The sequence below is a fragment of the Bacillus mesophilum genome, from assembly GCF_008923265.1.
GTDB classification, from domain to species: Bacteria; Bacillota; Bacilli; order Bacillales; family Cytobacillaceae; genus Cytobacillus; species Cytobacillus mesophilum.
On sequence record NZ_WBOT01000007.1, the window covers coordinates 111,386 to 123,576 of the forward strand.

At 37.9% G+C, this 12,191-nt stretch carries 11 protein-coding genes; 6 read left to right on the forward strand and 5 right to left on the reverse strand.

Features of this window, described 5'->3' with window-relative positions:
- Window positions 1–159 precede the first annotated feature (159 nt).
- Together F7732_RS18565 and F7732_RS22700 are read left to right on the forward strand one after the other, a co-directional pair.
- Complete coding sequence (locus tag F7732_RS18565; RefSeq protein WP_151575581.1) at window positions 160–366, forward strand: YozQ family protein; 207 nt, start codon at window positions 160–162, stop codon at window positions 364–366.
- Window positions 367–380: 14 nt separating this feature from the next.
- The gene (locus F7732_RS22700) at window positions 381–530 is read left to right on the forward strand and encodes a hypothetical protein (protein ID WP_161598910.1); all 150 of its coding nucleotides are present in this window, start codon (window positions 381–383) and stop codon (window positions 528–530) included.
- Between the two features lie 68 nt (window positions 531–598).
- Here F7732_RS22700 and F7732_RS18570 read toward each other — a convergent pair whose 3' ends face one another.
- Window positions 599–1,624, reverse strand: coding sequence for a DUF1835 domain-containing protein (locus F7732_RS18570; RefSeq protein ID WP_151575582.1), 1,026 nt, complete (start codon window positions 1,622–1,624; stop codon window positions 599–601).
- A gap of 147 nt (window positions 1,625–1,771) precedes the next feature.
- Between F7732_RS18570 and F7732_RS18575 the strand changes: the two genes are divergently transcribed.
- From F7732_RS18575 to F7732_RS18590, 4 genes are all read left to right on the forward strand, one after another.
- Entirely contained in the window at window positions 1,772–2,227 is a 456-nt protein-coding gene (locus tag F7732_RS18575) for a GNAT family N-acetyltransferase (RefSeq protein ID WP_151575583.1), read from the forward strand.
- Between the two features lie 234 nt (window positions 2,228–2,461).
- Window positions 2,462–3,946 carry a spore germination protein gene (locus F7732_RS18580; RefSeq protein WP_151575584.1) on the forward strand — a complete coding sequence of 495 codons (1,485 nt, stop codon included), beginning with the start codon at window positions 2,462–2,464 and terminating at the stop codon, window positions 3,944–3,946.
- Complete coding sequence (locus F7732_RS18585) at window positions 3,930–5,021, forward strand: GerAB/ArcD/ProY family transporter (RefSeq protein WP_151575585.1); 1,092 nt, start codon at window positions 3,930–3,932, stop codon at window positions 5,019–5,021. The genes F7732_RS18580 and F7732_RS18585 overlap by 17 nt, the downstream gene beginning before the upstream one ends.
- A complete protein-coding gene (locus F7732_RS18590) occupies window positions 5,011–6,123 on the forward strand; it encodes a Ger(x)C family spore germination protein (RefSeq protein ID WP_161598911.1) in 1,113 nt (370 codons plus the stop codon). Before F7732_RS18585 ends, F7732_RS18590 begins: the two co-directional genes overlap by 11 nt.
- 242 nt (window positions 6,124–6,365) lie before the next feature.
- On the opposite strand, the gene F7732_RS18595 is transcribed toward F7732_RS18590, so the two are convergent.
- The 4 genes from F7732_RS18595 to F7732_RS18610 all read right to left on the reverse strand — a co-directional run bounded on the left by F7732_RS18595 (window position 6,366) and on the right by F7732_RS18610 (window position 12,158).
- Window positions 6,366–7,592, reverse strand: coding sequence for an MFS transporter (locus F7732_RS18595; protein WP_151575587.1), 1,227 nt, complete (start codon window positions 7,590–7,592; stop codon window positions 6,366–6,368).
- A 246-nt stretch (window positions 7,593–7,838) separates the two neighbouring features.
- Window positions 7,839–8,486, reverse strand: a complete 648-nt coding sequence (locus F7732_RS18600; RefSeq protein WP_066450924.1) for an FMN-dependent NADH-azoreductase — start codon at window positions 8,484–8,486, stop codon at window positions 7,839–7,841.
- A gap of 265 nt (window positions 8,487–8,751) precedes the next feature.
- Window positions 8,752–11,730 (reverse strand): hybrid sensor histidine kinase/response regulator, encoded by a 2,979-nt coding sequence (locus F7732_RS18605; protein ID WP_151575588.1) that lies wholly within the window; start codon window positions 11,728–11,730, stop codon window positions 8,752–8,754.
- A 101-nt stretch (window positions 11,731–11,831) separates the two neighbouring features.
- Window positions 11,832–12,158, reverse strand: coding sequence for a cupin domain-containing protein (locus F7732_RS18610; RefSeq protein WP_151575589.1), 327 nt, complete (start codon window positions 12,156–12,158; stop codon window positions 11,832–11,834).
- Window positions 12,159–12,191: the final 33 nt, after the last annotated feature.

The following is a 12,191-nucleotide window of genomic DNA, read 5'->3' on the forward strand; positions in this document are numbered from 1 at the left end:
ATTCATAGGCTCCCTCTTTGTTCAATAGGAGTTTTTTAACATTCATCTGATACATGGTACAGAAGCATACTAAAATATATGGCCGCTATATATCTTTAAGAACGGTGTGCCTCTTTCTATTCAAAAAAACCGAAAAGTATATGGAAGGGTGAATGTTAAATGACTAAGAAAAATCAACAGTCTTTAGAACTTGCAGGCAGAACGTATCGTCCGGATGATTATAAAAAAGAGGATCAACTCTCTTCTGGTCTTGCTCATACGCATGAACAAGTTTCTGATACATTAACAGAAGGCACAATTGACGGGAAGATCGAGAATGTAAACGGCAAAGATATTCCATTAAGCAAAGATGGATTTGATAAGTAAGGGAGGATTTTATCTTGGTTAATACAGACAAAGGCAAAGTCGCAAAGCTCTCACATGAACATAAATCAACATATCCAAGCCATAAGCATTTAAAGCACACAGAAGGCTCGGATTATAAAAAACAGCAGGATTATGATATCCCGCCGACTCTATTAGAGGATTGAACTGAAGGCAAGAAAATCATATGGCCGTCCATTAGAAATACCTGATTGGACGGCCATTCAATTTCCTTTTAGATCTTTAACCTAACACTATAAAATCTCATCGCCTTCAGACTGCCTTTTACTTCAAAGATGTCTTTTTCAATCAGCTTGCGGAGTCTATATTCTATAAAGGAGTCTCCAATATGCTGCTCACATTCTCCAAGAACCTGGCCAATGAGACGAGCCGATTTTTTAAATTCATCTAGCATACCCAATTCCCTGGCTGTTTCAATTATTTCTTTATCAAAATAAGCTTCATCTGCAGATACAATCATTCCTTCAATTGATATTCTTAGACATGTCTTCGTTTCTGCTAAGGAAAGCCACTCTTGCTCAAGTGTTTCCCTGTCCTGCTTAGTCAAGTTTTTTCCATTATTTTTCTCATAAATAATCTGCAGTTTCTCTGGTGGAATCTCTCCTGTATGAAGCACTTGATATTCAATATCCTTTTTTTTGAATAGTGCTTCATGTAAGTCAGCAGCATTAATCACTTGAATTTGATTTTTTCGCTCCTTTAATAGAAACAGAACAAAACGAAGTGCCGTTTGCTCATGTGCACTGTTAGAACACCAAATGGTAATAGGCTGATTCTCGTTGATTGCAGTGATTTCATGGAGATTTTTTTCATATCCGCTTATTCTCCAGTCCTCTTCATCATAAGGAAAAGCGGTTAACATCCAATTCGCGCGTTTTTCCTGTCCTTCTTCTGTATGTAATTGATAGACCGGTCCTATGGAGAGCATATCTCCAAACACGATAATTTTTTCTTTATGCTCAAGCTCCATTGTCTTAAGAGCCACTCGAAGACTGCCTGCCGGGGAAGCTCCAAATACAATATGAATCCGTTCATATTCCTTAATCTGTTTCTTACTTCTCTCCTCCTGAATAGCCCTCTCAAGTCCGTTGTACATCTTTTCAATTTCCATCGCCAGTTCTGAATCCGCCTTCCCCATTTGCTTCCATTGATTTGTTTTTGCAAACAAGAGAAGTAACAAAGATTTTGCATCTGTTTCACTTAAGCTGCTAATGGTTTTTTTCATAGATTCCAATTCCATGTGTCTCTACCTCATTTCTAACAGACATGTTTACTTTATTGTAAAAGAGTTGTACAACTTTTCCAATTTCTTTTCATTTTATTCTGGTAATTAATACTCAACTTGAAATATGATATTCATTAAGAATATGAGTGAAAGGATTTTGTTATGGAAATTAAAAAAGACGATTTAACAAGCACCAAAATTAAACAGCTGCTAGAGGATCATTTACAAAGCATGACACTTCACTCTCCTCCTGAGAGTATTCATGCACTAGATTTAGATGGGCTACGACAGCCTGAAGTTACTTTTTGGAGCGTGTGGGAGGATGAGGAACTGCTTGGATGTGGTGCAATAAAAGAGTTAGCACCTGATCATGGTGAAGTGAAGTCGATGAAAACTTCTTCTGTCCATATCAGGAAAGGTGTGGGCCGGCTGATGCTGGATTATATTATTGCCGAGGCTAGAAACCGCGGTTATAAACGATTGAGTTTAGAAACTGGCTCTATGGAAGCCTTTCTGCCTGCCCGCCTCATGTATGAAAAAGCTGGATTTCACTATTGTGAACCTTTTGCAGACTATGTTCCTGATCCTAACAGTATGTTTATGACCTTAAAGTTATAATTAAAATTTTTAGTCATCATTAATAGAAAACTGCCATTGCTGCATAGGCTCTTGCACTTATTCATCTGCATATTTTAGATTCAAATCTGTTATAGAGGAGCCATAATGGTTCCTCTATTTTTTACGAATTCTTAACAAAGTAGTCTTTCTGCTTTCTACATATTGTCTCACTCCTTTGGAAATCTTAAGAAAAACATACTGAACGTTTTTCAGCTTTGTAAAAGGAGATCTGTGATGCGTTTTTTCAAAGATAAAAAGAACTTGTCAAACACAACAAATACAACGAATGGAAAGATTAGCCCTAATCTACAGGTAAACCTCTTCAACTTAAAACAAACCTTCACATTAACTCCTAATTTAACATTCAGAGAGGTAACGATTCATGAGGGTAAAATAGATGGCACACTTGTTTACTTGCGTGATTTAGCTGATCTCAAGCAAATTGAAGAACATATCATCCCACCCCTCTATTCAAAGGATGGGCAGCAGTCGTCACATACCACAATTGCCGATTATCAAAAGACGTCTTATCTTCAGGAAGTAGTCAACGGGCTTTTAAATGGCAGTACAGTCCTTCTCCTTAACGAACATAATGAAGCATACATATATAATACAGCTGGAGGTCCAAGCAGATCGATTGAAGATGCTATTTTTGAAACAACGCTAAAAGGATCACATCTTGGGTTTAGTGAACAAATCGGCCAAAATATTGCCTTATTACAGCAATTCATTCCGTCCCCAAAATTAAAAATAGCTGAGATTAAGCTGCAAGGAGAGCTGAATAGGTCTGTAAGTCTCGTCTATATTGATGGAACTGCAAAGGAAGAAGAAATAGCTGAACTAACGAGAAGAATAACCGGCATCCAGGGTGATCATCTCATCAATCTTGGACAGTTAGCAGAGTATATTGAGGATAATCATTTCTCTCCATTCCCTCAATTCAGGATCTCAGAGCGTCCGGATCAAGCAACGATTGACTTGTTTAAAGGAAAAATATGCGTCCTTTTAGATCGCTCTCCAAGTGTATTGATTGCACCTGGTTCAATCATGTCATTTTTTCAAAGTGTTGATGATTATACGACAAGGTGGATGCTGGCATCGTTTGTGCGTATCTTAAGGTTCGTTGCTGTACTAATTTCTATCTTTCTGCCAGCCATTTATATTTCCATCGTCTCTTTTAATTACGAAATCATCCCTATTCGTTTATTAATTACTATCGGAGAGTCACGAGCAGAAATCCCTTTTGATCCATTAGTGGAAGCACTGTTAATGGAAATTACACTGGAGATGTTAAGAGAGGCAGGAATAAGACTGCCCGCGCCAGTTGGACAAACCGTTGGAATTGTTGGGGGTATTGTAATCGGGCAAGCAGCTGTTGAGGCAGGAATTGTGAGCAACTTTATGGTAATCATCGTTTCTTTAACAGCGATCTCCTCTTTTATTATCCCAAATTATGATATGTCCCTTGGGGTGAGGCTAATGCGTTTTCCGATGATGATTATCGCTTCACTTTTTGGAGTTGTTGGAATAGCAGTAGGCTTTATGACTCTGTTAGGTCATATTGTTAAGCTAGAGTCTATTGGTGCCCCTTATGGAACTTTACTAAATCCGCTCCGAAGCTCTGACTTCAAGGATAGTCTCATTCGGTTCCCTATTTGGAAGATCGGCAAGTCAAAGCAATCGTCAGCAAAGGATGGATTAAATGAAAGGAAAAATTAATACAGCGCAATACATTTTTTTAATCCATGGCGCCCAAATGGGAGTCGGCATTTTGTCTCTGCCGCGTGAACTAGGAGAACTCGCAGGACCAAGTGGCTTTTTATCAATTATTTTAGGGTGGGGAGTTGCTTCTCTTACAAGTATTCTAATCATAAAAGCCATGGAACGCTTTCCTGAAAATACAGCGGAGGAAATATTCGTACTATATTTGGGCAATAAACTCGGCAAGATGGTTATTTTTTATTTTGCGTGCTATTTAGTTTTCTTCTCCTACACATTAATGCTTTCTATGGTCATGCTCCTAAAGAGCTGGATTTTACCAGGAACAAGCGTTTCTCTTCTCCTGTCTCTCCTTGTAATCCCGACGTTTATTATCTCAAGAGGCGGAGTAAAAGTGCTTGGACGTTATGCAGAAAGCACCTTTATTCTGACCTTCTGGATATTATTTTTATTGTATATTCCACTAGAAAAAGGTGCTTGGCTTTATTTTCTGCCATTTTTCAATGATGGTATCATGCCTATTTTAGAGGGCACAAAATTAACCGTTTTTTCCTTCTTAGGGTTTGAAATTATCTTTTTTATTTATCCTTATCTTAGTAATAAAAAGAAAGCCATTAGAGGAGCTATTACCGCCAACACCATTACTCTGCTTATTTATGTGAGCACGACGATTGCCTGTTATCTTTTTTATGGGCCAGATACGATTGTAAATTACTTTGAACCCGTTCTAACCCAAATGAGCAATATACGCTTCCGTTATGTCGAACGCTTAGATATCATTCTCTTACCGATGTATATGTTCGTTGTATCAACAACTTGGATTCCATACGTTTATTTCACCGCCACCTGTTTAAGCCAAATCATAAGTGTAAGACGCTGCGAGAAGATCATTCTCCCGGTCTTGCTTTCTTTTATTATCGCTACACTAATACTTGACCAAGACTGGTCCATGCTTAACACAATGAGAACCATTGTTACATATATGGGCAGCCTTATTTATGTATTTGCACTCCTGCTATATATATATTCTTTATTTCATTATCATTTTAGAAAAGGTGAAAAGCTTGAAAGCTAAAATATACTCCCTGCTTCTACTAAGTTTACTTATTTTATCCGCCTGCAATGATAAAACGAATATTGAAGATATAACCATGACGCTAATGCTTGGAATTGATCTAAATGAAAATAACGAGCTAATTGTTTATAGCTCAAATCCAGTCTTTGATAAGGAAGTATTGGATAAAAATGAAGAGTATAGCGTTAAAGCTTCATCTTTAAGGGAGGCAAGAGGTGAACTGGATAGTTTTCTAGCGGGCACAATTAGTAAAGGAAAGATGCAGGTTTTATTAATCAGCAAAAAAGTGCTTCAGTCTGAGAACTGGTTCGTCCTTTTGGACACCCTGTACCGAGATTCTTTTTCTTCCATTAATTGCAAGGTGATTGTAGTGGAAGAAAGTGTTGCCGATGTAATTTATAGCAGTCCCAGTGATAAAATCAGATTGCCATTGCATATGGCGAAGCTTATCGAGACTGGAGATAAACGCCATATTACACAAGAAACCACTCTGCATGATGTGCAATCAAATCATTATTCCAAAACAAAAACCGGCTTTATTCCGCGTATTACCTATAAAAATAACAGCATTAATTTAAGCGGATTTACTTTATTAAACCATAAGGATATGTATGTTTCAGATATTAATCAATACGAAGGAGAACTGCTGCAGCTTCTGAGCAGCACAAAACTTGATCAATTATTCTTAACAACAAAATTAAGCACAGATGACACCAATCCCTTTCAAACAAAGCTTTTAAGCTATAATGTCGGAGATTTAAATCGAAAAATTAAAGTTAAATATAAAAACGATCAATTTGTCTTTGAGACAGACTATTCACTAGCCATTTATATTAAAGAAGCATTAAACGAAGATCCTTATAAAGATCGCGAAAAAATAGAAGAAGAGTTAAAAGAAAAATTAACCGCTGATTTCATCAAACTCGTAAAGAGTTTTCAAGAAAACGGAATAGACCCGGTAGGATTTGGAGAATATGCGCGGGCCTTTCAATATAAGCATTGGGAAAAGGTAAGTGACAATTGGGGCGATGCTTTCGGGAAATCCAATATAACATTTAATGTGAGTGTTCGGATTAAGGATGAAGGATTAAATATGAGGTAATAACCTCCCATGTGAACAGATTAAGGGGCCGCAATTGGCCCCCTCTCCCCTTTTTTCAAAATTGTTGTACTATAGCGACCCAGTTGTACCATCCAACTATTATCCTATAAACCTTTCTGACAGTAATCACAAACTCTCTTCAGTTAGAGTAATCATATAGAGAGTTCCTGAAACACAGCAGTGTCCAGGAACTCTCTATTATGGATACATTGTTAACTTTCAGATTGGCAAGCAAATAGGTTTCATGCATTTACATCTGATTCCCTACCCGAGGGCATCTTGTCTTTATTGTTTTTTAAAGAAAGATACACCGCCAGCAGCAGCACCCCTGCGATCATAAAACCCGCGCCTCCCAGCATGCCAAGCCACCGATTATCTGCATACTCAAGAGCAATGCCAGCACCAAACATGGAGATGCCGATCATAGAATTAGAGATGGTTGCAAATAAACCAAATACAGACCCTTGTTTATTTTTCGGCACGATTTTCATAAGGGTAGAATCAAAACAAGTACCTCCCACACCAGCACAAAATCCAATGGTGATATAGACTAAAACAGCAATCGATACAGAGTGCACCTCGCTCAATATGATAAGAAATAATCCTTCAAAAATAAGGACTGAAAAGCCGATGATAAGCAAATGATTGTGCAGCCGCTCCCCTACAATAAAGCTTAGCATGAGCCCAATTCCCAGTGAACCGTAAAAAATGCCAACGCCCAAGTCACCGAGATGAAATTCTTCAACAGCATATACACTAATCAGTACATTATCTATTCCATTCAGGAGCGGTATAAGAAACTCACTTCCCAGCAGCAGAAGAAGCAGACTAGAAGAAAACAAGAAGGCAATTGTATTTTCTCGTTGAGTGCTTTCGGAAATGATCTCATTTACACTCTCTTTTTTCACCTGCATGCGCGAAAGGATTAAGGCAGCAAGTAAAAACGATACAGCATTTGCCCCGAAAGTAATGTTTGGCCCTAAGTAATACGAAGCCACCCCGCCGCTTAAAGAGCCTCCTATCAAAATAAATCCTATCATCACCTGCTCTAAACTGTTTACTTTTACAAGATTATACTGATTTACGATGATCGGAATTATTGATTTTCTCGCAGGTGCGTAAATAGCCTCTCCTGCTCCGAGAATAAACGTCCCAACATAAATAATCCAAACCTGGTCCGGACTTTTAACAAATAAAAAGGACAGAGCAAAGAATATTCGTATAAGGTCCGTTAACACCAGAATGCTCCTTTTGGAGAATTTATCTGAAAGCCAGCCGCCAAGCGGAGCAAACAGCAGGAACGGAATGACTCGTATCGCTAAAGTCAATCCAACAGCAAAACCGGATCCTGTCAGCTCCAATAATAGAGCTAGAACAGCAACCTGGCTAAAACGGTCGCCAATGCCATTTAGCACACCTGCGCTGAAAAGTTTTCGGTATTCTTTTTCTTCCTTAAACAAGCTGAGCATTTCTACACCACCTAAATTAGATTATCATCTAATTAGATAATAATCTAATTTAGTGAGATACATCAACCTTTTTTTTAGCTGCAAAGTTTACTTTAGAGCGTGTTTGCAAAAAGGTGGTTCATGTTCAGGATTTATAGATAAACGAAAGTTTTGCGGATATCTTGTCTTTACGCACTCTTATATAACATTTACTCAATAAAAAAAACCAGGAGAAACAGGTCTCCTGGTCTGATCTTAGGCTATTATTTAAGCGTTTTGTGGTAGCTTAGCAAGTTTTGCTGCAGCTTCTTTCACTTTTTCTAATCCAGCCTCAATAATTTCAGCTGCTTTGTCAGGTGTTGCGTTGTGGCCTTCAATTACTACTTCGTCAATGATGTCCATTCCGAAGATACCGCCAACTACATTGCGCAAGTAGTTAGTGGACATTTCCATTGGAGCCATTTCAGGAGTAGAGTAAACTCCGCCGCGAGCACTTAGGAAGATTGCTTTTTTGTCAGTCATTAATTGAACCATGTTGCCTTGCTCATCGTATTTGAATGAGAATCCTGCTGCATAAACATAGTCAATGAATGTTTGAAGCTTCGCAGGGATTGTAAGGTTCCATAATGGGTATGCAAACACTACAACATCAGCTGCTGATACAGCGTCCATTGCTTTTTGCTTTGCTGCTAATAGTCTTTGTTCAAGATCTGTTAATTCTTCTCCGCTTTGTAACTTTCCAAACGCGTTGAAAAGATCTTGTCCGAAATACGGTGTATCTTCTGCGAATACATCGTAAGTTGTCACATTTAATTGGTCAGCACCTTGTAATGCTTCCATAAATGTTTCATACATTTTGCTGGAAACTCCTTCAGCTGCCGGACGGTTATTTGCTTTTACTACTAATACGTTCATGTCATAATTCCTCCTGTGTAAAATGATTTTAAGGACCTTTTATATAAAGAAAACAAAACATAATGTTTATGTTTAAGGCAATCCTTTAATCATTATAGTAGAAGAATATATAAAAAGCATGAATTTTGCTCACTAATTCGAGATTCTTGAATTAAAGGTATTTTTATATAAGAAAGATACTGAGATTATGCAATATCAGTATCTTCCAACTTATAGATATAATCACTATAATTCTAGTTTTATAACTAACAATCATTTCCAAACGTTATCTTTCATTCTTTACTTTGAAAGAGATTGTGGTACCTTGACCAAGACTGCTTGTCATTTGCAGACCCGTTCCATATAACTTTTTTAAACGCATGTTCGTATTACAGACTCCAACTCCGCGGTTTTTCTGCCGATCATCCGAAAAAATTTCAGCCATTCTCTGTTTTGTCATTCCGATGCCATTATCAGAAATCGTTATGTTAACCCCCTCACTCTCTCTAGCTATTGAGATAAGAAGCTTTCCTCTATTTTTCCCCGGCAAGATGCCATGCTGAAGGGCATTTTCAACGATTGGCTGGATGGATAATGGCGGAATCATTACATGGAGATCCTCTTCAACCTCCCAGTTCACCTCTAATTTTTCCTGAAATCTTTCCTGTTGAATGAACAAATAAGCTTTAACTAACTCAAGTTCATACTGGATAGGCACAAGTCTCATTGAATTCTGGAAATCAAAGCTGGATTGCAGATAAATGATAAATGCTTCAAGCATCTCCCGCATTTTATCTGGGTTTTCTTCCTGTAAGTACAGAATTGTATTTAAAGTATTAAATAAAAAATGCGGCCGGATTTGAGCTTGCAGCCAAGCTGCTTCTAACCTTAAATGTTCCTGAACAGACAGCTTCAGATGTACAAGTGCATCCACTCGCGCTTGCAACTCTATCATTTCAACCGGTTTGGCAACATAATCATTTGCTCCAGCCTGAAAACCGGCATACATATCCTCAGGGCGATTACGTGCTGTTAATAATAAAATAGGCAAATCTGAGATTGAATATCTCTCACGTATCCTTCTTGTCAGCTCATATCCAGACATTTTTGGCATCATCACATCGCTGATAATGAGATCCCATTTTTGATTAAGAAGCTTTATAGCGTCTTCTCCGCTGACTGCAGTTGTAAGATTATACTCTTCGCTGCTGAGCAGATCAGCCAAAACTTTTCCATTAACCGGATCATCATCTACAACTAGAATGCTTGCTGATCTTCCTTGTTCTACTCGCGCTCCTGCTGGCAGCTTCGGCGTACTCTCTTTACTTTTCCTTTGCTTTATAGCAGATGGCCTATGTGCAAAACTCTCATCCCTGCCGGCTACTGGCAATGTAAAAGAAAAGGTTGTTCCTTCTCCAAGGATTGAGCGAACAGATAATTCACCTTTATGGAGATTGATCAGTTCTTTACAAATAGACAAACCAAGTCCAATCCCGCCGCCAATGGAGGTTATGCTTGGATCACCTTGTTCATAGGGTTTAAAAATTCGCTTTTGGAGTTCCTCATCCATTCCGATGCCTGTATCTGTTATATAAATGGTTGCTTTCGTTTCATCATGCTGGGCGCGAATTTCAACTGACCCTGTCTCTGTAAATTTAAGCGCGTTATGCACCAGATTATAGAGAATTTGAATCAATCTTCTTTCATCAGCTGCTACACTAGGAAAATTACCGTCTATACTCATTTTGATTTCTAGCTCTTTCCCGGTGTTCATATGCTTCAGCATATCAATTACCCCTGTTGCAGCAGAATCCAGTCTTACTCTCTCAATATGTAAAAGTATCCCTTTTTCTTTTAATCTTGTAAAATCAAGCAGATCATCAAGCAGCAATGACATTTTCCTGCCAATATTTAAAATTAGCTGTAAATCGGTATTTTCTTCTTTTTTTAGGAGTGATTCGGTAATCCCTAAAATTCCATGAAGAGGATTGCGAAGCTCATGAGATGTATTGGCTAGAAAATCATCTTTTTGTTTATTCGATTTTAGCAATTCCGAAGATAGTATCTCTGTTTCTCTTACTTTGCGAACATAACTTTTCAGCCAAAAAACAGAAAATAAGATAACAGCTGCCATGATATCAAACGGATAAAAGTGATAATCTACTGTGATACGATACTTTAAGATCGACCAAAAAACATTATTTAAAACTGCTGCCGCTGCAAAAAACAGAAATACAACATCTTCCCGACCGCTGATGACTAGTCTGGCAAACTGGATGAGTGCTGCCAGTCCTGATATAAACAGGATCACGCCAAGAAAGAAGCTGTAATTCAGAATGAGATGTACAGGCACAGTAATTATAAAAAAAATATATATGACGCAAATATATGGATAATAATTAAATAATTTAGGAAGTTTGTAATCAAATAGGAAATACTTTATAAACAAAAAGAGAAATAATGCTGTACACGTATATATAAAAAATATACTTTTTATAAGCTCTGCATAAGTCATTGGAAGAACAGATAGAAGCAATCGATTATCTGAAATTAAAACCATTAAAGAAGCACTAAGCATGAGCATCACAAAAAATAGAAGTGCTCTGTTTCTGAATCCGATTAAATACAAAAGAAAAACGTACAACCCATGCAGTAAAAACACAACAACCACAGCTATTTGGCTTAAGGAGCTAAGTTGTATACTTCTCTCAACGAATTCACTTTTACCGAAAAGTATACCGCCTCCAGAGTTCTTCTTCATGTCTACACCAAGATCTTCAACATGTACGACCACTTCCGTGTGTTCTCCATTTAGCAGAAATTGAACATCATATGGAGTGGATTCTGGTATAGCGTTCCCTGAACCGCCTAAATATTGGCCATTTATATAGATGGCTGTTTTTGCCCGTACAGATGGAAAACGAATACTGTAGAGTTCGTTAGCATTTTCCCCTTGGCGGTGATTGATCATTATCCGATATGTTCCATAGCCGCCAGATGAATACCACATGTCTTCTACCGTTACGATTTCTTTGCGCCCCTCAGAAAATGAACCAGTACTTATAATGTATTCATCCGAATAAAATTCCCATTGCCCTCCAAGTGCGATTTCTGACTGAGTTAAATGATTGAGATGGACGATTCCATTGACACCATTAGCCTGGGGAACTGAGGTATTGAATACGAACATGATCCATAGTGCTCTAGCTAAAATAAGTAAAACTACAAAAAATCCAACTAAAAGAAACAGATTTTTTTTCTTCATCTTTTACCCCTAAAATATCTGTACTAATTTTCCATTCTCCCTACATTATACGGAAATATATGAAGAGCAGATAGATTATCTTGAAAGATAAAATGATGAGCCTATTCTAAAAAGTCTTCTCGCTGTGGTGAAAAGACATCCAAAATGACCGAACCTTCTTCCAGCGATCTAACACCATGAGATGCATTTGATGGCACATAAATACTATCTCCAGCTGTCACTTTCTGAACATTTCCACCTAGTTCAAATTGAAAACTTCCCTTTATAATATAGCTGATTTGCTCATGGAAATGTTGATGGACCGCCCCTATTGCTCCTTCTTTAAAGGTAACTTCAACCATCATTAATCCTCCGCCACGGGTTAAAATTTTTCGGCTCACTCCTTCCCCCACCTCATAAGACGGCACCCCTTCTCCATATATAATCATTCTCTCTTCCCTTCCTTTCCGATAAACATTGTA

Excerpts from the sequence above, each read along its gene's own strand:
- F7732_RS18565 (WP_151575581.1), top strand. The coding sequence starts at position 160 with ATGACTAAGAAAAATCAACAGTCTTTAGAACTTGCAGGCAGAACGTAT.
- F7732_RS18570 (WP_151575582.1), bottom strand. The coding sequence starts at position 1,624 with ATGGAATTGGAATCTATGAAAAAAACCATTAGCAGCTTAAGTGAAACA.
- F7732_RS18575 (WP_151575583.1), top strand. The coding sequence starts at position 1,772 with ATGGAAATTAAAAAAGACGATTTAACAAGCACCAAAATTAAACAGCTG.
- F7732_RS18580 (WP_151575584.1), top strand. The coding sequence starts at position 2,462 with ATGCGTTTTTTCAAAGATAAAAAGAACTTGTCAAACACAACAAATACA.
- F7732_RS18585 (WP_151575585.1), top strand. The coding sequence starts at position 3,930 with ATGAAAGGAAAAATTAATACAGCGCAATACATTTTTTTAATCCATGGC.
- F7732_RS18595 (WP_151575587.1), bottom strand. The coding sequence starts at position 7,592 with ATGCTCAGCTTGTTTAAGGAAGAAAAAGAATACCGAAAACTTTTCAGC.
- F7732_RS18600 (WP_066450924.1), bottom strand. The coding sequence starts at position 8,486 with ATGAACGTATTAGTAGTAAAAGCAAATAACCGTCCGGCAGCTGAAGGA.
- F7732_RS18605 (WP_151575588.1), bottom strand. The coding sequence starts at position 11,730 with ATGAAGAAAAAAAATCTGTTTCTTTTAGTTGGATTTTTTGTAGTTTTA.
- F7732_RS18610 (WP_151575589.1), bottom strand. The coding sequence starts at position 12,158 with ATGATTATATATGGAGAAGGGGTGCCGTCTTATGAGGTGGGGGAAGGA.